Origin of the sequence: Nitrospira defluvii (genome assembly GCF_905220995.1) — a bacterium.
GTDB lineage: Bacteria > Nitrospirota > Nitrospiria > Nitrospirales > Nitrospiraceae > Nitrospira_A > Nitrospira_A defluvii_C.
The window spans coordinates 403,585-421,817 of the sequence record NZ_CAJNBJ010000016.1; the positions used below are offsets into that span (position 1 = coordinate 403,585).

The 18,233-nt window shown below is 61.3% G+C and carries 21 protein-coding genes; 9 read left to right on the top strand and 12 right to left on the bottom strand.

The window, feature by feature from the left end; genetic code table 11:
* Nucleotides 1–74: 74 nt before the first annotated feature.
* Together KJA79_RS13445 and KJA79_RS13450 are read right to left on the bottom strand one after the other, a co-directional pair.
* Entirely contained in the window at nt 75–617 is a 543-nt protein-coding gene (locus KJA79_RS13445; RefSeq protein ID WP_213042561.1) for an AAA family ATPase, read from the bottom strand.
* An 80-nt stretch (nt 618–697) separates the two neighbouring features.
* Entirely contained in the window at nt 698–2,350 is a 1,653-nt protein-coding gene (locus KJA79_RS13450; protein WP_213042562.1) for a DEAD/DEAH box helicase, read from the bottom strand.
* A 473-nt stretch (nt 2,351–2,823) separates the two neighbouring features.
* On the opposite strand from KJA79_RS13450, the gene KJA79_RS23020 reads away from it, so the two are divergent.
* The 3 genes from KJA79_RS23020 (at nt 2,824) to KJA79_RS13465 (ending at nt 6,039) form a co-directional block, all read left to right on the top strand.
* Nucleotides 2,824–4,764: a sigma-54 interaction domain-containing protein gene (locus KJA79_RS23020; RefSeq protein ID WP_213042563.1), complete on the top strand. Its 1,941-nt coding sequence runs from the start codon at nt 2,824–2,826 to the stop codon at nt 4,762–4,764.
* A gap of 196 nt (nt 4,765–4,960) precedes the next feature.
* Nucleotides 4,961–5,395, top strand: coding sequence for a hypothetical protein (locus tag KJA79_RS13460; protein WP_213042564.1), 435 nt, complete (start codon nt 4,961–4,963; stop codon nt 5,393–5,395).
* Between the two features lie 83 nt (nt 5,396–5,478).
* Nucleotides 5,479–6,039: an OsmC family protein gene (locus KJA79_RS13465; RefSeq protein WP_213042565.1), complete on the top strand. Its 561-nt coding sequence runs from the start codon at nt 5,479–5,481 to the stop codon at nt 6,037–6,039.
* A gap of 39 nt (nt 6,040–6,078) precedes the next feature.
* Here KJA79_RS13465 and KJA79_RS13470 read toward each other — a convergent pair whose 3' ends face one another.
* Together KJA79_RS13470 and KJA79_RS13475 are read right to left on the bottom strand one after the other, a co-directional pair.
* The gene (locus KJA79_RS13470) at nt 6,079–7,806 is read right to left on the bottom strand and encodes a DEAD/DEAH box helicase (RefSeq protein WP_213042566.1); all 1,728 of its coding nucleotides are present in this window, start codon (nt 7,804–7,806) and stop codon (nt 6,079–6,081) included.
* Nucleotides 7,807–7,835: 29 nt separating this feature from the next.
* Nucleotides 7,836–8,522: an inorganic pyrophosphatase gene (locus tag KJA79_RS13475; protein WP_213042567.1), complete on the bottom strand. Its 687-nt coding sequence runs from the start codon at nt 8,520–8,522 to the stop codon at nt 7,836–7,838.
* A 462-nt stretch (nt 8,523–8,984) separates the two neighbouring features.
* Here KJA79_RS13475 and KJA79_RS13480 point away from each other — a divergent pair, with 462 nt between their 5' ends.
* On the top strand, nt 8,985–9,368 hold the full coding sequence (locus tag KJA79_RS13480) for a CBS domain-containing protein (protein ID WP_246507647.1): 384 nt from the start codon (nt 8,985–8,987) through the stop codon (nt 9,366–9,368).
* A 298-nt stretch (nt 9,369–9,666) separates the two neighbouring features.
* Here the strand turns inward: KJA79_RS13480 and KJA79_RS13485 are convergent, their stop codons facing one another.
* The 3 genes from KJA79_RS13485 to KJA79_RS13495 all read right to left on the bottom strand — a co-directional run bounded on the left by KJA79_RS13485 (nt 9,667) and on the right by KJA79_RS13495 (nt 12,034).
* On the bottom strand, nt 9,667–10,251 hold the full coding sequence (locus tag KJA79_RS13485; protein ID WP_213042569.1) for an outer membrane beta-barrel protein: 585 nt from the start codon (nt 10,249–10,251) through the stop codon (nt 9,667–9,669).
* A 189-nt stretch (nt 10,252–10,440) separates the two neighbouring features.
* Nucleotides 10,441–11,094, bottom strand: a complete 654-nt coding sequence (locus KJA79_RS13490) for a hypothetical protein (RefSeq protein ID WP_213042570.1) — start codon at nt 11,092–11,094, stop codon at nt 10,441–10,443.
* A gap of 208 nt (nt 11,095–11,302) precedes the next feature.
* Nucleotides 11,303–12,034 carry a Crp/Fnr family transcriptional regulator gene (locus KJA79_RS13495; RefSeq protein ID WP_213042571.1) on the bottom strand — a complete coding sequence of 244 codons (732 nt, stop codon included), beginning with the start codon at nt 12,032–12,034 and terminating at the stop codon, nt 11,303–11,305.
* Nucleotides 12,035–12,206: 172 nt separating this feature from the next.
* Between KJA79_RS13495 and KJA79_RS13500 the strand changes: the two genes are divergently transcribed.
* Nucleotides 12,207–13,022, top strand: a complete 816-nt coding sequence (locus tag KJA79_RS13500; RefSeq protein WP_213042572.1) for a cytochrome c — start codon at nt 12,207–12,209, stop codon at nt 13,020–13,022.
* Between the two features lie 59 nt (nt 13,023–13,081).
* On the opposite strand, the gene KJA79_RS13505 is transcribed toward KJA79_RS13500, so the two are convergent.
* Entirely contained in the window at nt 13,082–13,474 is a 393-nt protein-coding gene (locus KJA79_RS13505) for a hypothetical protein (RefSeq protein ID WP_213042573.1), read from the bottom strand.
* Between the two features lie 115 nt (nt 13,475–13,589).
* Nucleotides 13,590–14,060, bottom strand: coding sequence for a DUF2127 domain-containing protein (locus tag KJA79_RS13510; protein WP_213042574.1), 471 nt, complete (start codon nt 14,058–14,060; stop codon nt 13,590–13,592).
* A 103-nt stretch (nt 14,061–14,163) separates the two neighbouring features.
* Here KJA79_RS13510 and KJA79_RS13515 point away from each other — a divergent pair, with 103 nt between their 5' ends.
* The gene (locus tag KJA79_RS13515; protein WP_213042575.1) at nt 14,164–14,589 is read left to right on the top strand and encodes a nuclear transport factor 2 family protein; all 426 of its coding nucleotides are present in this window, start codon (nt 14,164–14,166) and stop codon (nt 14,587–14,589) included.
* Here KJA79_RS13515 and KJA79_RS13520 read toward each other — a convergent pair.
* Nucleotides 14,543–14,890 carry a hypothetical protein gene (locus KJA79_RS13520; protein WP_213042576.1) on the bottom strand — a complete coding sequence of 116 codons (348 nt, stop codon included), beginning with the start codon at nt 14,888–14,890 and terminating at the stop codon, nt 14,543–14,545. The genes KJA79_RS13515 and KJA79_RS13520 overlap by 47 nt on opposite strands.
* A 213-nt stretch (nt 14,891–15,103) precedes the next feature.
* On the opposite strand from KJA79_RS13520, the gene KJA79_RS13525 reads away from it, so the two are divergent.
* Entirely contained in the window at nt 15,104–15,262 is a 159-nt protein-coding gene (locus KJA79_RS13525; protein ID WP_213042577.1) for a hypothetical protein, read from the top strand.
* 96 nt (nt 15,263–15,358) lie between these two features.
* Complete coding sequence (locus tag KJA79_RS13530; RefSeq protein WP_213042578.1) at nt 15,359–15,607, top strand: GIY-YIG nuclease family protein; 249 nt, start codon at nt 15,359–15,361, stop codon at nt 15,605–15,607.
* 36 nt (nt 15,608–15,643) lie between these two features.
* Here the strand turns inward: KJA79_RS13530 and KJA79_RS13535 are convergent, their stop codons facing one another.
* Together KJA79_RS13535 and KJA79_RS13540 are read right to left on the bottom strand one after the other, a co-directional pair.
* Complete coding sequence (locus tag KJA79_RS13535; RefSeq protein WP_213042579.1) at nt 15,644–16,210, bottom strand: AAA family ATPase; 567 nt, start codon at nt 16,208–16,210, stop codon at nt 15,644–15,646.
* A gap of 226 nt (nt 16,211–16,436) precedes the next feature.
* Entirely contained in the window at nt 16,437–16,796 is a 360-nt protein-coding gene (locus KJA79_RS13540) for a hypothetical protein (protein WP_213042580.1), read from the bottom strand.
* A 442-nt stretch (nt 16,797–17,238) separates the two neighbouring features.
* Here KJA79_RS13540 and KJA79_RS13545 point away from each other — a divergent pair, with 442 nt between their 5' ends.
* Nucleotides 17,239–18,195: a tetratricopeptide repeat protein gene (locus tag KJA79_RS13545; protein WP_213042581.1), complete on the top strand. Its 957-nt coding sequence runs from the start codon at nt 17,239–17,241 to the stop codon at nt 18,193–18,195.
* The last annotated feature ends 38 nt before the right edge of the window (nt 18,196–18,233 follow it).

Sequence of the window (18,233 nt, forward strand, 5' to 3'; positions counted from 1 at the left end):
TTGATGAACAGCCCTTTTGACCATCCTGTGTTGATGACATCGCTTCTCGAACGACCCTTGGGAAGCACGACTCGTCAGACTGACGTTTTCTTCTTCTTCTTGATCCCCACCATCACCGACACTCGCGCCTGTCGCGACAGGGCCTGATCGATCCGGCTTTTCCCGTTGGTCGTCAGAATGACCAGTCCGTTATGGTCTTCGATGCGTTGCAGCAGGTGGGCGGCACCGGCATCCGCGTATGGACTCGCACCGCCGCGTCGCGTACCGAACAACGCATCGGCTCCGTCGAAAAACAGGATCGAACCGCTGCGCTCCGCGTCGTCGAATACCCGGTTGATATTCTTTTCGGTTTCGCCGACCCGCCGACTGACCAGGGACGAAAGATTCACTTTCGACAGGTCGAGCTTCAGTTCCTCCGCCACCAATTCCGCTGCTTTGTTCCGGCGGAGCGGTGTCGAGCCGGAGAGCACCACCACTGCCACGGTCGGCCGCTTCGGGCGAGCGGAGCGGCTACGCCTCACAGGTGCGGCCTGTTTCGTCACCGATGGGGTCACGGTCTGCGTGCCGCGCTTCCTTGCGGGCTTTCTCGTCGGCTGCTTTACTCTGGTATCAACCATGGTTCCCTTTCTTGCCCATTCACCGGCAAACATATCGCTCGCCCGCGTGACGGCTTCGTCTCATGATGCTCTACTCGCGCTTACCGCTTCTTATCGAAGCCGGAGTCGCGCCATTTTTCGAGGAGGGCAATACGCCGCTCCAACTGCGGAATCGTGGCCTGATCGACTCGCCCACCGGTCCGCTTGATCAGCTCCGCATTGAGCTGCCGATGATCCACTCCGCACTTTCGCGCCACGGCTCCGACCAGCAGGCGATGTCTGTCCCGCAAGCTGTTCTTCTGGTCGTGTAGCGCGACCGCCGGCTCCGGCTGTCCCCTGCCTTCGCCGGACGGCTCACCCTCCTCGGCGCCGATCAAGGCATCGAGACGAGCCACACCGTTCAACGGAATATATTCTTTCAACGACGTCGCGGCGGTCCCAAAGAGGGTCCGCTGGACGGCCGGCATGATGTCTTCGAGCACATGATCACGCTCGACCTTGATGCGCTTGGCATAATGCACCAGCGTCGCATCCTTGGGCAGGTAAAGCCAGGCCCGCTGCGGTTTCGGCACTTTCTCCTGCATGCGCACGAACCGCCCGACCACCTGGCGGAAATACATCTCCGTTAAGACGTTGGTCGCATAGACTCCGACACGCAAGCGGGGAATATCGACGCCTTCGCTGACCATGTTCACCGCCACCAGCCATTGCTGCTGCTTGTGATGGGCGAACGTTTCGATGGTTTTTGAGGCGGACGGATCGTCGGAGACGGCCACCTGCGCGCGTGTGCCCGTAATCTTCTGCACGAGGTCGGCCACCTGACGCGCATGGTCTTGGTTCATCGTCACGATCAAGCCCCCCGCGTCCGCCTGCTCCTGCTTGCGGAGTCGCTGGAGCTCGGCATGGGCATCGCTCAACACCGGTCCCAACCAGCTCTCCTGGAGCAACGCAGTCTTAAGCCGTTCGCGCTGACGCTCGAAGGTCAACCCGTCCTCGAACGTGGCTCGATGCTCGCGCCCATCAGAGAGCCAGGTCAGTTCCCCTTCATAACTCGGGAAGAGAATCGGCCGGCACACCCCGTCACGGATGGAATGGGAGTAGCCATAGGTAAAATCCGCCTGACTTTCGCCCTGCTCGTACCGCACGTAGGGAATGGGATTGTTGTCGGAGCGAAACGGCGTGCCGGACAGGGCGAGGCGAAACACGGCTTCTCCGAATGATTCACGCAGCGCCTTGCCCCAATCCTTGCCGTCCCCGGCATGGTGTAACTCGTCGAGAATCACCAGCGTCTTGCGGCTCCGACAGGCCCGGCGAAACACATCCGGCGCCAAACAGACTTGCTGATAGGTCACGACCGCGCCGTGATAATCCCGTGCCTCCAGCGCTTGCTCGTTCGACAAGGCCGGATCGAGCTGAATGCCGACCTGCCCGGCGGCGGAAGCCCACTGTGTCCGCAGATGGTTCGTCGGACAGACCACCAGCACCCGTCCGGCGCTGCGAGCAGCCAGATAGTGATGGGCAATGCGTAGCGCAAAGCGAGTTTTCCCTGCCGCCGGCGTGGCCGTCACGAGATAGTCCTCACGCGGCTGTGCCAGCACATCGGCCACGGCGCGAACCTGCCAATCACGAAGCACGGCTTTCCAGGGGGAGAGGGTCACGGCCATTGCACTACCGGGCTCCTCCGGCTCCTTGCCTCGAACAACGAGTTGCGCCGCTTCCGCGCCGTCCCGCCCATCTTTCCGGTCTTTACGCACATCATACAATTCCCCTCCGCAGTGGTCCGCAGCCGGGGGCTTCCAGGAGAACGATCAGCTTGTCACGACGATGATGAGGTGTGGCGTACACGCGGCCGACAGGCCCTCACGTCACGGAGGCAGCCGGCCACGGCATGGGAGAGACACATCATATCCGGCCTACATTATTCACGATGGCTTCTACTACACCCGCCGACACGCCGCTGCGACATGCCGGCATGCGGCTCAGCGGCATGCCGGCGGACGGGCTCGCCCCTCGCAGCCTCAACATACCGTTTCAAGTATGCCTGGGCCTCTCGGGGCTCCGCGCGCCCGTCTCGCGTGGCGTCTCGTCGGTTTCGTCACGAACCCTCAAGAATAATGTGGGCTACGCGGGATGGTATCGTAAAACCAGTCGGGCAACAAGAGGCCGACGAAGCCGCCGCTCCCCTTGAAACGCCGACTCCGTGGTCGCATACTCACGGCACCACGTCATGTCGACCGAGCGTCCAGAAGCCGCCCAACCGCTCCATGCCTTGGAAGCCGACGCCGTCTTGCGCGCCATTTTGCAGGGCACGGCGACGGAGACCGGCCACGACTTTTTTGCCGCCCTGGTCCGCAATCTCGCTGACGTCTTGGGGACCCACGGAGCCTGGGTGACGGAATATTTTCCGGAATCCCGCCGCCTGCGCGCCCTGGCCTTTTGGATGGACGGCCAGTGGGTGAAGGATTACGAAGTCGACATCGCAGGCACGCCTTGCGAGCGGGTGATCGACAGCGCCACCCTGGTCCATTTCCCCGACCGCATTCTGGAGATCTATCCGCAGGAAGAGGAGTTGCGACAGGCCGGGGCCGTCAGCTACATGGGCGTGCCGCTCAAGGACCACAACGGCGCCATCCTGGGACACATGGCCGTCATCGACCGCCGCCCCATTCCCGAAGAACCGCGCATCCATGCCATCTTTCAGATCTTCGCCGCGCGGGCGGCCGCCGAACTGCGGCGCCTGCGGGCCGAGGCCGAGGTGCGGGACCGGGAGGAAACCGTGGGGCGCCTCCTTGGAAGCGCGATGGACGCCATCATCGAGTTGGACGATCAACTGCGGATCACCCGCGTCAATCCAGCCACCGAACGGGTGTTTCGTTGCGGCGGGTCCCGGATGATCGGCCAGGACTTCCGACGGTTCATGAGCGACGAGGACGCCCGGCGCGTGAGCGACTTGATCACCGAACTGGACACCCGCCCTGAAGGAGAACGGTCTCTCTGGATCCCTGGCGGCCTCACGGCCCGTTGTCCCGAAGGCGGCTCCTTTCCCGCCGAGGCTACGCTCTCCCGGTTCGAGTTGCGCCGCCGTACCGCCACGACCGTGATCCTCCGCAACGTGCGCGACCGGATCGAGGCTGAACACAAGATCCGCTCGTTGACCGTGGAGACCGAACTCCTGCGCGAAGAACTCCAGTCACGTCACCCAGGCACGCTGATCGGGGAAAGTCCGGCCCTTCGCCGGGTACTGGACGACATCGCGCAGGTCGCGCCGACGGACGCCACGGTCTTGATCGTCGGCGAAACCGGCACCGGCAAGGAGTTAGTTGCACGCGCGATTCACCAAGCCAGCCAGCGACGCGAGCGTCCGTTCGTGATCGTCAATTGCGCGGCGATTCCCGCCACGTTGATGGAGAGCGAATTGTTCGGCCACGAACCAGGCGCATTCACCGGCGCGACCAAGAAACGGGAGGGCCGGTTTGCCCTGGCCGACCGGGGCACCATCTTCCTCGACGAGATCGGGGAACTGCCGCTGGACCTTCAAGCCAAGTTACTCCGTGTCCTGCAAGAAGGCGAATTCGACCCTGTGGGCAGCTCCCACACCAAGAAAGTGAATGTGCGGGTCCTGGCCGCCACCAATCGTGACCTCCCGACATCCATCAAGGAAGGACAGTTTCGCGCAGATCTCTATTATCGATTGAACGTCTTCCCCCTCACCCTGCCGCCGTTGCGCGAGCGCGGTGACGATATCGTGCATCTCGCCTCGGCCTTCGCCCAACGCTGTGCCCGCACCATGGGTCGCACGCTCGCCCCCTTGACCGCCGACTGCGCCGGACGCCTCATGCGGTACGGCTGGCCCGGCAATGTGCGTGAGCTGCAGAACGTGATGGAACGTGCCGTGATCACCGCCGTCGACGGCACGCTGAACCTGGATCGTGCCCTCCCCGAAGTGCCCCCATCAGAGGCACCACCCGCATCGAGCGGACGCCAAGACCCCTCCGGAATTCTCACTGCCGAAGAATTTGAATCGCTGGAGAGAACGAACATCCTGCGCGCCCTGGAGGAGACCGGATGGATCGTCGCCGGCGAGAAGGGCGCGGCGAAACGCCTCGGGCTCAATCCCTCGACCTTGGCCTCCCGCATGAAGGCCTTGGGCATCCGCAAACCTCGCTGACCGTTGTCCCGTCGCGAAATCTCGCAACGGAGCTCGTGACATTTCGCAACACACGAACTCCCGCGTCCCGCATTCCAAGTCTCTCCGGCATAACCGGCTGATTTTTCAACCTAACCCATCCGACCACTCCCTGGCATCACTCCTGCTGATAGGTCTGGCATCGATCACGATGCTTCCACAAGGCGGGAGGGACAGGATGAACAGGATGCAGGACATCGGCTGGTGGTACTGGCTGGCGACCGTCGTACTGCTGGGAAGCGGACTGCTGGGATGGTCGCCCGGCATCTGGTTGGCCATGGCGCTCTGCCTCATCCAGATCCTGCATGTGTTTCGCCTTGTCCGAGACGTAACGGCGTTTCCACTGCAGGTCCGGATGGCGTACTTGATGGTGCTCGCGGCCGGATTGTGGGCGCCACTGCAGTGGATACACCTCATACAGCTCGTCGGCACGACGGCACGGGTGCTGGTCGGGTACTGCCTGCTGGCCCGCACCCTCTCCTTGGCGCCGTGGAATCGTCGACAGCCGCTGACCTGGGCGATGCTGCGTCGGACATTCTTCTCGCGTCAGACGGCCCTGCCGCCCTGCGGGGCGATTTTCGGCCGACTCTCGCTGGAACGGGTGCCCTCATGAATTGGGAACGGATGTGCCGGAATGCCGACCGGCTGTTGATTCGGCAAGCCATCATCACTCACTCACAACCAAGGAGGAATCCCATGTCACCAACAACAATCACCGGAACCGTGAACGGCGTGGATGTCGACCGAATGGGGGCGACCGCACAGGCGGTGCAACAACAACCGAGCCTGGCACACTTCCGGTTCCGCGCGAAGAACCAGTGGATCAACGGCGGCCACAACCGCTCGACGATCAAGAGCTTCTACGGCGCAGGGCAGGAGGACGGCGGGCGCACCAAGCCGTTCGTGCTCGATGCGGACGAGCCGCCCGTGCTCTTGGGCGAGGACCATGGAGCCAACCCGGCAGAGTATCTGCTGCACGCGCTGGCCGCTTGTCTGACCACGTCCATGGTCTACCATGCCGCCGCGCGCGGCATTCACATTGAGTCGCTGGAATCGACGTTGGAAGGGGATGTGGATCTCCAGGGCTTTCTCGGCCTGTCCGACCAAGTTCGCCCCGGGTATCAAGCCATTCGGGTCACGTTCACCGTCCAGTCGGACGCGAGCCCCGAACAGTTGCGGGAGTTGGCAAAATTCTCACCGATTCACGACACGATTACGAACCCGGTGCCGGTCACGATTCACGTGCAGGCGAAGTGAGCACAAGGGCCTGGGCATCCCTGGATGCTCAGGCCCGCCTCAGTCTCGAAACAACCGCACGGCCACCTTCTGGCCCTTGATCCTGGTCCGGCTTAAGGCGTCGATGACCTGTCGCGCCGCCTCTTCCTGCACGTCGACGATGGAAAACCGCTCTTCGACTTCGATGGCCCCGATCAGACGCGAGGGTACCCCGGCTTCATTGGCGATGGCGCCGACCAGGTCACCCGGCCTGATTCCCATGGCTCGACCGGCTCCGATATACACACGCACCGCTCCCGCTGCCCGGCCACGACCAGGCCCGCCTCGCGGCGCGCGCCCACGATCCCCCGACTGGGGAGCCGAACCGTAAGGCGGGCGTGACGTCCGGTAGGGCTCGGGCGCTCGCATCTGAACGGCGGGAATCTCTTCTTCTTCCCGATCACCGCCATGCGACCGATAGACCAACTTGATAGCCGCCGCCGCGATATCCGCCGGATCGGCTGACGCAGACAACGCGTCCACGACACGGCGAAAATCTTCGAGTCCACCCGCTTCCAGAGTTTCTTGAATCGACGACTTCGTGCGTTCCAGCCGCTTGGCCAGAAGATCTCCGAGCGACGGAACGGCCGCGATCGTAATGCGCGCCTTGGTGTGCTGCTCGACCGCGCGCAAGAGTCGTTGTTCACGCGGCTCGACGATGGTCATGGCCGCACCTTCCCGTCCGGCCCGGCCTGTGCGCCCGATACGGTGCACGTACACCTCCAGCGAGGAGGGCAGATCGTAGTTGATCACATGCGACACGGACGGAATATCCAAGCCGCGGGCCGCCACGTCGGTCGCCACAAGGAGTTCGGTCTGGCCTGAGCGAAATGCTTGCATGACGCGATCCCGCTGCACCTGGCTCATACCCCCATGAATGGCCTCGGACCGGTACCCGCGGCTATTCAGGGCCGCCGTCACTTCATCGACCTCCAGGCGGGTGCGACAAAACACGAGGGCCGACTTGGGCATGGCAATGTCCAACACGCGAGCAAGCGCCGACACCTTGTGCTGACGAGCGACCACATAGGCGGTCTGTTGCACGCGCGGGGCGGCACCGGCTTTCACCGGCTCCCGTGCAATCGTGACTTCGACGGGATTTTTCAGATGCCGGCGGGCAATGGATGCAATCCGAGGCGGCATGGTCGCCGAAAACAACGCAGTTTGTTTCGTCGCCGGGGTTTCCTCAAGAATGGCGTCGAGGTCGTCGGCGAAGCCCATATCGAGCATCTCGTCTGCCTCATCCAACACCACGACCTGCAGATCAGCCAGCTTCAAGGTCTTGCGACGGAGGTGGTCCAACGCCCGGCCGGGCGTCGCGACAATGACCTCCACCCCGCGCCGGAGCGCCTGCAATTGCGGACCCATCGCCTGGCCACCGTAAAGCGCCAGCACGGAGATCCGCAGCTCCTTGCCGTACCGCTGCACCGCTTCGCTGACCTGCACCGCCAGTTCCCGCGTCGGCACCAACACGAGCGCCGTGGGGCGCTGCCGTGGCCCGTGGGCAATTCGCTGCAGGAGCGGCAAGGCAAACGCCGCTGTTTTTCCGGTTCCGGTGGCGGCCTGCCCCAGCAGGTCCCTCCCCTCCAACAAGGGGGGAATCGCTTCACGTTGAATCGGGGTGGGCTCTTCGTAGCCCAGGGCTTCAAGGGTGGTCAACAGCGAGGCTTCTAATCCGAGCGCGGCAAACCCGGGAGAAAATCCCTTGGCGGCCGGCTCTGTCGGCGATGGCGTCGTGGTGTGTTTCATGAGGAGGGGCTAAACCTTTCTGCGTAGCGCTAGCTGTTCATGCCGGCGGGCCACATAAATTCCAATTCGGGGAACTTCTCTTTGTAGTCGTCGTGGCTGGCGTGAATGACTTTGATGGCTTCATCGCGGCCATACATGCTCGTAATCTCCACCTTGTTGTGTGCGGTGGAACCCGGCGCCTGTTTATAGGTCAGGAAATAATGCTGCAACCGGTCGAGGAGGGTCATGGGACATTCTTTGAGGTCGGTCAACGTCCCATAGACGGCATCGTCCCGCATGACCGCGATGATCTTATCGTCCGCCTCGCCGCCGTCCGCCATGCTGAACCCGCCGATCGGCCTGGCGGTCAGTAAAATATCACTATGGGGAATCGCCTTCTCGGTGAGCACGCAGATATCGAGGGGATCGCCGTCGCCGATCATGTCCGGCCGACCGGCGCGCGCGCCGAACAGTTTCGCCACCCGCTCGCCGCAAAAGGTTTGGGGGATGAGGCCGTAGTAGACTGGACAAAAGTTTGAAAACCGCTGAGGACGGTCGACCTTGAGAAAGCCGGTGGCCTTGTCCACCTCATATTTCACCGTATCGCTGGGCACGATTTCGATATAGGCCGTCACCAGATCAGGAGCCTGGTCTCCCATCGACACCCCGTGCCAAGGATGCGCTTTGAACATCAGGCTCATCAGTCTCCGCGCCGCATCAATTTCCTTCTTGCTCATCCTGCTATGGTCCCCCCTCTACATGCCTTCGGAATTGACGGTCTGACGATCGTTCGATCCGACAAGGTCTGAATTAATTCGACGATACACCCGCACGAGGGCGAGCGTATCCGGTAAAGAAACAGACAGCTTATAACACATCGCGGCGGAAGGAAACAGCAAGGACTCTCTAGTCGGACGAGGAGGCAGGCAGCCGCAAGTGGATCGCATCGCGCACGAGTCATTCACAATCGACTCTTCAACCCGACGTTCCAGCCCCTGTGCGCGCCGCTCCGCTGTGCCTCAAGAATGGTCTCCCGGCCGCCGATAAGGATACCAGAGCGGGAACACAGAACGCAGCGCGCGGTCTCTGGCCGTCCACGAGGTCCGTCTTTGGCACAACCAGCTTTCGACCGGTCCCCTCACAGGCCTCTCTCGGGAGCCCCCTCCGAGATCATCGGAGAACCGACAATTCGTGCCATCATGTCGACACGAACCGTGACCGTGACCATGGACGATTCCCTTGCTCGAGCCCGAGAACTGTTTAATGAACATCATTTCCATCACCTGCTGGTTGTGCAAGGCGTGATCTTGCTTGGCATCATTTCAGATCGCGACCTGCTAAAGGCCGTGAGCCCACACATCGGAACGCTCTCTGAAACCGATCGCGACCGGGCGACGTTGAACAAACGGGCCCATCAGATCATGAGCCGGAAATTAATCACGGTCACAGCCGACACGACCGTGGAGGTTGCGGCGCGACTGCTGCTTGAGCATCGCGTGTCCTGCCTCCCTGTCGTCACCACGGATGGGGCGCTCGAAGGCATCGTGACCTGGCGAGACCTGCTCCGCGCATACCTTCAATAGGGTTCCACCAGCGGCTGATCGCGAAACGATTGCAGCCGTGGCTCACCACTCAGCCCTCCCCCTCGCGAAAAACGGGACACCATCGCCCTACACGCGTCTTCCGCCCATCAACGGAACAACAGTTATTTCCGCAGAGCAGGCGCACGATCATCGGCGGCGCTAGTTCGTGGCAAGCATGATCGCCGGAGGCAGGGAATACAGGAGCCACCCGGGCCGCCAGCAACGACTGAGCCGCTGCTGACCGCCGGGGTCTGGCGTATTCCTGTTCGGGGACTCGTTGGAACGTTCGAGTCTGAGATTAGAAGGTGTGACGGACGCCGAAGAGCAAGCCCATCGAGGAGCCGTCACCGTCGGCGGAATTCCGCTTCCAGGCGGTTTCCATATTGAGCATCAGGCCTTTGGGCGCGCCCTGGAAGAGACTCGTCATGGGATAGTCCAGTCCCGCGCCGAACCGCCAAGCAAACGAATCCGCCTGATCCTTGGTGTTGATGTTCACGCCGATCCCGCTGGTGACATAGGGAATCAATGCACCGAAATGTCCGGGGCGATACTCCAGGTTCACCGGCAACAGGGTGATCGTATTGAGCGAACCGTTGCGTGGCGCATCCAGGCCATGGTTTTCCCACTCCAGCATCATCCCGAAGCGGAACCATTTGTTGATGCCATACATACCCTGGAAATTGAGCGCCGGACCGGTCGTGGAGAGTCCGGAACTCTGCGTCATAAAGCTCGGCCCGACCCGGAAACCATACGTCATCTTGCCATCGTCGGCCATACCCTCATGCACCCACTCAGCGGCCTGAGCGCCGACAGGAACCACACTCAGTGCGATCGCCAGCACCCACGCCCCTACCCACGTGCCCCATTCTCCGATCCTGCGCATACGTCCTCCTCTGGTGATGTTCGACTTTCGGACTGGGCACTGTAGGCAAGGGCGGGCTCGATTTTCAAGCACACGTGCATCGGCAGCTGACAGCCATAACATGCGCTGTTCCTGTCGCAGCCTGATACGAATGATTGTCCTGGGAATTCAAAGAGGAGGCGGCATCCCGGCCGCCCCCTCGTCTTCGTGTTAGAACTGAGCAGGAAACTGGGCCGCCAATGCCTGTGTAAGCGCATCGGCCACCAGGTAGATGTGCTGCTTCATTCCCTTCCAGGTTTCTGCTTCGCGCGCATAGTCCCCCTCCTTCAATTGCTGAAACTGCGTGAGGTGGTGCGCGGCATGGGCCATGAGCAAGCCCATCAGCGTGTCCTTCGGCAGGTTCGGATTGGCCCCGCTGAGGAACGTCGAAATCTCAGCGGCATTCGCGGTGAGCGCCTTGACTGCCGAGTCCTGTTGGCTCGCGGACCCGGCCACGGTCGCATCGAGATGTTCCCGAATGCCTTGATAGTGCCCGGCCAGCAAGGTCATGAGTTTGTCTGCCGCCGGCTTCCCGTAGAACGGCTCAATCGACTGGGCAATCTGCTCGGCATTGGCCACCACCCCTGCTTCCGCCGCGCGTCTTGCCGCAGCGTTCTGATCCATCGTCGCCACAGCCACATTCCGGATAGAGAGAATATGGCCCAGCCAGAGGTCGCGCAACACGGCCTTCGTTTCCGCCACCTTGATGGGATTGGCGGTCGCCGCCCTGGACTCGGATGAAGCAGTCGAATCGGCACTATGCGCACAGGCAATCGGGAACAGAGTCACCATCAGCACAGCACACACACGAATGATCTCACGCATGATCGATCTCCTTTTAGAAATTGGTGGCGCACAACGACTCCCCGCTTCAGGACACAACTTGGGACTAACTCATTGCCCACCTCCTGGACACATGACGATATCTGCCGGCATCGGCCGGAATCCGGCTGTCGCTACGATGGGCAAGGATACTGAACGGGAGCGGCGCTGTAAGTTAGCGCGATAACAGTGGAGAAAAAATGACGCGATTCTAGAAGCCGGAGTGCTTGAGACCGGCAGAAGATTTCTCGGCGGAACCCAGGAATTGATCAAGGTCAGCGCGACGCAGCAGCAGTCCGTCTTTTCGCGCGTAATTGATGAGCCCTTGCTCGCGCAACTGATTCAGGAGGGTTGAGACGACCTCGCGACGCGCGCCGATCATCTGCGCGAGATCATCCTGACGGAAATAATGCGTCAGACGAACCCATTCGCCGTCCGGCTCGCCGAATTCATCGGCCAACCGCCCGAGCGTCCGCACCAACCGTTCCATCGTATTACCGAACGAGAGGGTCTGAATCTGATCGTAGGCCGCCGACAATTGTTGCGCGACATTGGACAAGAACAGGAGAAACGCCGGACGATTGCTCTGCAGATGGGCGATGAATTCCTCGAAATTCAGCTCCACGACTTCGCTGTCTTCCATTGCGACGGCCTGCTCCCGGCGCTCACCGGTACAATGGCAGAGTTCGCCGAAGACTTCGCCGGCCTGATGCAGACGCAAAATCAGTTCGCGCCCGTCCTCGGTCAGGGAAGTCAATTTCACAAAGCCGTACCGGAGAAAGAAGACGCTTTGCGCGGCATCCCCGAGCCCGTAGATGCGGCCACCTTTCGGCACACGCTGGCCTGGCCTACTCATCAACTGCTCACAAAGCTTGCCGCGAAAACAACCGGACAGCGCGAGACAATGCCGGTGGTCGACCATATTCATGGCGGTACGGATCATGAACAACTCCGGACGTCTATTCTACAGAGCGTACAGCTGGAATCACCAGCCCCCCACAGCCCAGTCGACAGGTCGACTCCCCATCTCGTGAAATAGGCATGGCGCCGCATCCCCTCAGTCGACTATGATGTAACTCATCGGGGAAAATCGGCCGAAAAACGGGAACACCACGATGCGGCCTTCCTCCCGCGACATCTCACATCACCCGCAGTACTCCGGCGCGGCATGCGCCGCTGGGCTGGGGTTCGCGTCCGTCATGCTGGCTGGGTCCCTTCTCTGGGCTGGCCCTCAGGATCAGCCTCAGACGGCCGACCGGCCGTATAAGGCGGAACAGGGCCGAGCCATCTTCAACGGCAAGGGCCTCTGCTCAACCTGTCATGGAGTCGACGGCCACAGAGATCAATTGCCCCCTCAACTCAGCGCGCATATCCGAGAGAACATTGAGCGACTCACTCCTGCCCCCCCTGACTTACGACGGGCGGACACACTGACATTGACCACGGATACACAACGATTCGAGATCATCCGTCACGGGCATCTCCGTACGGCCATGTATCCGCTCTCGCAGGGCACCCTGTCGGATGAAGACATACGTGCGCTGCTTCCATACCTGGCCGTGATCCGTGGCACTGCGTCGCGCTCCGTTCCCACACGTGAGCCTGCTACGCCCCTGCGAGGTGATGCGGCACAGGGGCAGCAACTCTTCCATGAACTGGGCGGCTGCGCCATTTGCCATGGCATTGAAGGCCATCTCGACCGGCGGCCCCCGATCTCGAAGGACTTGGCTCAACGGTTGGACGCGCTCCCGGCGCCGCCTGCCAATCTCCGGGACCCCGCCGCCCTGAAATCCGAGAACGATGAAGATCGATTTCTCTCCATCAAACGCGGACACCCCGGCACGGCAATGTACCCGAAAACACTCCTGCGCGATGAGGATATTCGCGACCTCGTCGCCTACCTTGCGACGCTTCGTGGCGGGGGCCGGTAGTCCAAGGATCCGCCGCCTCCATGCCAGGAACGTCCGACGTAGGGTTGGTCAACACACTGCTAACTCGGACCGGGGGGATCTTCGCGATCTTCTCCCATGAGCACGTCGACCTCTTGGGCTTCCAGCCCCTGTAGTTCGGTCAGAATGCTTTGCAGGAGCTGGCGGCGCTGCTGTAGGCCTTTCTTCGGAATATCCCGCGTCTGCGGCTCTTGCGCTGATTCAGGCAAATTCACGATCGCTTCGGCCTCACCCAACATGGCGTACTTGTAGGATTCGACATATTGGTGCGTACCGCCGAAAATCCTCGCGAGCATCGCTTCTGTCTCCCCATCAAAGGCATCGAAGGTTGGATGCACGACGGTCGCATGAGCCAACCCTTCAAGCTTCTCGATCTGGGCCTTGATGTCATCGCTCCTCATGCGGGCCTGATACATGGAATTGACCTCAACCATGGCGTGACCTCCTCTTTTATAATGGGGGTGGTATACCTCCTCTCGGACAGGATGCCAGCTAGGGATTCCCCGGGAGAGCGAAATTGTCAGTGGAGGCGGTCAGGTTCCGCGGGCCTTAGCGCAACGTCTCTTCTGCCAACCGGCGCACCAGATACCCCACGATGACGATATTCACCGCCAGCACCGCCAACCCAGACATCGACCAGTCCCGAACGACCTCCTGAAACTCATCGGGCAGCAGAATACACGTAGAGATGACCGTCAGATAGGCAGCCCACGAGGTTTCGCTCCAGAGGCCGAACCCCTCGACGAACAGCAGCGTCGCGTAGGACAGGCTGACGAGGCTCATCAGGAACAGACTGTGGCCCGGCAACGAATCCACCGTGAGGGCCAGGGCCTGCAGGAACCGCGTGTGGATGCTTAAGTGCAGCGCGTCCAGAACGGGAGCAAGCACGGTCTCGATCTCGGGATCGATCCACCGGAGAAAGCCTGACCCGGCCAGTAAGACCAGCAACCCTTTCAAGACCTTGAAGAGGGCAATGGGAGCCAGGCTCGTCTGCTGCCGCACCGGCGCTTTTACCGTCATAACGCCGTTTCCAGCCGCACGACGAGGATTGGCGCTTGCTCACCAAGCCCCCTTTCCCCTAGGCTACTCCCAACCATAGGCTCTCGATGAACGGTTCACCGTGATGAACGAACAGTGTGCACACAGCCTGGCCGAGGACTGGATCGCCGCCTGGAACCGGCACGACCTCAATGCCATTCTTCGTCACTATGCATCGGACGTCGAGTTTACCAGTCCCTTTGTCACGGCGCTATCCGCGGATGCGTCCGGTACGATCCGAGGCCGCGACGCGTTGCAGACCTATTTTCAGAAGGGACTCATCGCCTATCCGGAGCTGCAGTTTGACCTCATCCGCGTCCTGCCAGGAGTGGGCAGCCTGGTCCTGTATTATCGAAGCGTCCAGGGACTCTTGGCGGCTGAAGTGATGACCGTCAACGACGAGGGTTTGATCCAAACCGTACGCGTGCACTATGCGAAGGAAGAGGCGACCGCCGAGGCCGGACTCAGGAGAGCAACCCGCTCGGACGATGCCCGGTCAGATGGGCGATGATGAGACCGGCATCGCTAACCGGATCGCAGGTAAACGGGGTGTCGTGCCGGCGAGTCACGGATGTCGTCAATCGTTCAGCGGCCTGTCTGACGGGAAGCGGGAACTCCACCTCCTGCTGAATCCGTTGCAGGTGTGCCATCGTATCTCCCTGCCACAACGGGTGACCTGCCGCAGCCAACCAGGCCCGATCGGCCAACGCCACCGCGCGCCTCGCGCAGACCCGCGCCTTGCCTTCCTGCCCCTGCTCCCAAGCAGCCCTCGCCATTGAGAGTTCTCGATCGATGCGTACAGAATCGGACATGCGTCATCACGCTACGGCTGTATGGTCGAACCTGTCAACACGAAGAGGCAGCCTCGACACAGGCCTCGATACGGGCTCAGGACAATTTCCCTCTTTTTCAGGGAATCCCCTATTCCTTTCCCCCCACCAACGAGGCATAGTGCACGCCACGATTCGTGCTCCATTGCCATCAGCCGCCTGACATCGACGCCACCGGCAACACCTGAACAGATCATGGCAACTCATCCTATGCGCAAATCCAGCATGTACCGCTTCCACGATTCGGCGCGCAAAGACCGGAAGTTTATGCTCGCGGCGTTGGCCGCTGCCCTCCTCCTCGCAGCCCTGCTCTCGAGCCTCGGGTTGGATATTTTCCACCCCACCGTCAAGTAGTCGCGTCCCTCCGCGCGTTCGGCTATGATCGTGCCAGCTCCGCGACCACCGTATCGCATGAAACGAGGCGAATGGAACGCCTCACCCTGACCACAGATGACCTGGATCGTTTATATCTTGGAATGTGCCGACGGGAGCCTCTACACCGGCATCACCAACGATTTGGATCGTCGCATGCGGGCGCACGCCAGCGGGAGGGGCGCAAAATACACGAAACGCCGAGGGCCATTTACGGTGCGGTATACCGAGCTGCTGGACAGCAAGGGCGCCGCCTTACAGCGTGAGGCTGCCATCAAATCACTGGACCGAACGGCGAAGAAGGCGCTGCTGACAGCCGGTCCGTAGTCACGTCAGCCGAACAGGCAGCACGATTCCCCCACCTTATTTCTTTTTCACCACCTTCTTCTTGGGTTTCACCGCCGGCTTGGCGGGTGTCCTCGACGGCTTTCTTTTTGCGGTCCCCCCCAACACGATTACCGGCTTTTCCGGCGAGAACGCCTCCTCGATCCGGCTCTTGCCGTTCGTCGCAACGATAACGAGTCCCTGGTGTTTCTCGATACTCTGCAGCAGATACGACACGTCGGTCTGCGCAACCCGATCATGCGCATCCTGCACTCGACTGCCGGTCCCGAACAACGCATCCGCTTCGTCGAAAAAGAGAATCGATCCATGGCGATTCGCCATGTCGAACACGCGATTCACATTCTTTTCCGTTTCACGGCTATGTTTGCTGACGACCGCCGCAAGATCCACGCTGGCCAGATGGAGCTGCAGTTCTTCGGCCAACACCTCCGCCGCTTTCTGTCGACGCAGCGGCGTGGCCCCTGAGAGCACGATCACCGCGCCGGAAGGCTCCTGAGCGCGAGCCTTCTTCGGTTTTTTCGCAGGCGCCTTCTTGTTCTGCTGCGGATCGTTCTTGCGTTGCCGAGTCACCGTTGCACCTGCCATATCCTTCGTCCCTTTCCGGTTCTAGTATGACCCACGGGCCTCCCCTCATGAAGAGGGCAGACGCAGAGTATAACCGGTTCTCATTCCTGTCGCTGAATTTCTTCTGCTCACCGAAAGACAGACGCCCACCTCACACTGACGTGATCCCCGACTGCGCACGTCCAATGAGGGCCTTCTGCGACCCCGCGTTGCGCGAGGACAGGACACTGAGCAGGCGAGCGCGCTCTTATGTCTCCATCATCTCCAGACGCGCATCACACTCACGCCCGCAGCCGGCACATCGAATACAATCGGACTCGACGGTGAATTCCTCCGTTCTGACCCCCATGCCGCCGCAATCGGGGCATCGCGTCAGATGCACTCGACGATCATCCACCGTCTCGTACTGCACGCCATGCAGACAATAGATCGGCTTTCCATCAAGCTGCCAGGGCTTGCCGGCATTGTCATGCACAGGCAGCACAATGTAGTGCTGCTTCACATACTCTGCCAGTGCCCGATAACTCGAAAAACCACCCTGTATCAATTTCCCGCTCACGGCGTCATAGAGCGCCTGCTGTTTGACGACTGCCTTGGTCGGACCCATATGCCACCTCCCCCGGCTGTCGAGACCAACCTGATCGCCGGTCCAAGCCGGCCCCCGGTCACAAGTGTCGGTCGTGCAGCCGATTCACGCGGCCTGCGCAAGAGATCAGCCCGTTTCGGGGCTTCGTCGGTGATAGTCACCAAGCCTGCAGGGCGGACGTCCTTGGCCCCAATCGGTGGCCCGCTCGGCTAACGGCTCCCGCAAACATTCGATAGGACGGGCTAGAGAGAGGAATTGGTGTGGGAGTTGCGCGTGTCATAGACATAGCACCTCCTCTCGATATGGTGGGAGCTTGAATCTTACCCCTCCTGACCGGACGAGGCAAGCCACGGTACCCGAGCGCGTCGTCTCACTTGACGCCGATGCGACGTGGATGCAAGGTTAGGCGATGCATCAAGTGTGTGATACCCCGAGTTGTGCGCCCTCCCAACGAAACATCACCATGATTGGTTTGTGGTTACTCCTGTGCTGGCTCCTGCCGTCCGCGCTCTCGTCGTCCGCTGCGTCACCGGCGTCAGGCGCCCCGACCTCCTCTCCTAACCAGCTTTCAGGCCATGAATTGCTGCGCATCGGCGAGATCCACGATCAGCAGGAGCACTTCCCCGAGACCTTGACCTATTACCAGCTGGCCCTGTCGAAGTTCCGGGAGAAAAAACAGTCCCAGGGCGTTGCCACGGCTTTGATGAAGATCGCACGAGTCCAAGAGCGCCAGGGCAAGCTCCAAGAAGCCTATGCCTCGCTGCAGGAGGCCGTGCCGTTGTTTGCTCAGACAGCCGATCGCTCCGCGCAGGCCGAGGCGCTGCTGTCCACGGGGCGCGTGGCGGCGCAACTGGGACAACGCGAGGTCTCACGCGAAGCCCTCACCCAGGCTGCCGCGCTCTTTACACGTGTGCGAAATGCCAGGGGACGGAACGATACGCTGGTGCAACTAGGGCTGTTACACGTGGTCGATGGCGAGACCGAGGCCGGGCTCTCAGCGTTGCAGCAGGCGGCAGAAGAGGCCCGCAACCGGCGGCATGTCGAGCAACAATTCACCGCCACAGTCGCGCTCGGCGACGCCCATTGGCTGCTGGGACATATGAATGACGCGCGGACCCATTACGTCGAGGCGCTGGCCCTCGCCGAAGCGGAACATCACCTGCCGTTCGAAGGGATGCTCAAACTCCGACTTGCCAGGCTTGACGAGGGCAAAGACTCGCTCACCGATCGTCTCGCGCTGGCGAAACGTGCCCTGTTGATCGCGCAATCGATCCGCGACCCCGCCGGTGAGGCTGATGCCTGGTCGCTCATTGCCGACCTCCATCGACAATTGGGACAGCAGGCCGAGGCCGACCAAGCCGATGCACGGGCCATCGCGATCTATCGCAGCCGGGAACTCTTCGTCCACGGTGTCCGGTAGCAGAATGCGGAAAAAGTCCGCCAGCGGCGTTCTCGCAT

Coding starts and splice junctions, on each gene's coding strand:
- KJA79_RS13495 (WP_213042571.1), bottom strand. CDS start 12,034: ATGATCCGTACCGCCATGAATATGGTCGACCACCGGCATTGTCTCGCG.
- KJA79_RS13525 (WP_213042577.1), top strand. CDS start 15,104: ATGGCAACTCATCCTATGCGCAAATCCAGCATGTACCGCTTCCACGAT.
- KJA79_RS13485 (WP_213042569.1), bottom strand. CDS start 10,251: ATGCGCAGGATCGGAGAATGGGGCACGTGGGTAGGGGCGTGGGTGCTG.
- KJA79_RS13500 (WP_213042572.1), top strand. CDS start 12,207: ATGCGGCCTTCCTCCCGCGACATCTCACATCACCCGCAGTACTCCGGC.
- KJA79_RS13520 (WP_213042576.1), bottom strand. CDS start 14,890: ATGTCCGATTCTGTACGCATCGATCGAGAACTCTCAATGGCGAGGGCT.
- KJA79_RS13475 (WP_213042567.1), bottom strand. CDS start 8,522: ATGAGCAAGAAGGAAATTGATGCGGCGCGGAGACTGATGAGCCTGATG.
- KJA79_RS13505 (WP_213042573.1), bottom strand. CDS start 13,474: ATGGTTGAGGTCAATTCCATGTATCAGGCCCGCATGAGGAGCGATGAC.
- KJA79_RS13510 (WP_213042574.1), bottom strand. CDS start 14,060: ATGACGGTAAAAGCGCCGGTGCGGCAGCAGACGAGCCTGGCTCCCATT.
- KJA79_RS13470 (WP_213042566.1), bottom strand. CDS start 7,806: ATGAAACACACCACGACGCCATCGCCGACAGAGCCGGCCGCCAAGGGA.
- KJA79_RS13540 (WP_213042580.1), bottom strand. CDS start 16,796: ATGGGTCCGACCAAGGCAGTCGTCAAACAGCAGGCGCTCTATGACGCC.
- KJA79_RS13480 (WP_246507647.1), top strand. CDS start 8,985: ATGTCGACACGAACCGTGACCGTGACCATGGACGATTCCCTTGCTCGA.
- KJA79_RS13545 (WP_213042581.1), top strand. CDS start 17,239: ATGATTGGTTTGTGGTTACTCCTGTGCTGGCTCCTGCCGTCCGCGCTC.
- KJA79_RS13530 (WP_213042578.1), top strand. CDS start 15,359: ATGACCTGGATCGTTTATATCTTGGAATGTGCCGACGGGAGCCTCTAC.
- KJA79_RS13465 (WP_213042565.1), top strand. CDS start 5,479: ATGTCACCAACAACAATCACCGGAACCGTGAACGGCGTGGATGTCGAC.
- KJA79_RS13490 (WP_213042570.1), bottom strand. CDS start 11,094: ATGCGTGAGATCATTCGTGTGTGTGCTGTGCTGATGGTGACTCTGTTC.
- KJA79_RS13460 (WP_213042564.1), top strand. CDS start 4,961: ATGAACAGGATGCAGGACATCGGCTGGTGGTACTGGCTGGCGACCGTC.
- KJA79_RS13445 (WP_213042561.1), bottom strand. CDS start 617: ATGGTTGATACCAGAGTAAAGCAGCCGACGAGAAAGCCCGCAAGGAAG.
- KJA79_RS23020 (WP_213042563.1), top strand. CDS start 2,824: ATGTCGACCGAGCGTCCAGAAGCCGCCCAACCGCTCCATGCCTTGGAA.
- KJA79_RS13515 (WP_213042575.1), top strand. CDS start 14,164: ATGAACGAACAGTGTGCACACAGCCTGGCCGAGGACTGGATCGCCGCC.
- KJA79_RS13535 (WP_213042579.1), bottom strand. CDS start 16,210: ATGGCAGGTGCAACGGTGACTCGGCAACGCAAGAACGATCCGCAGCAG.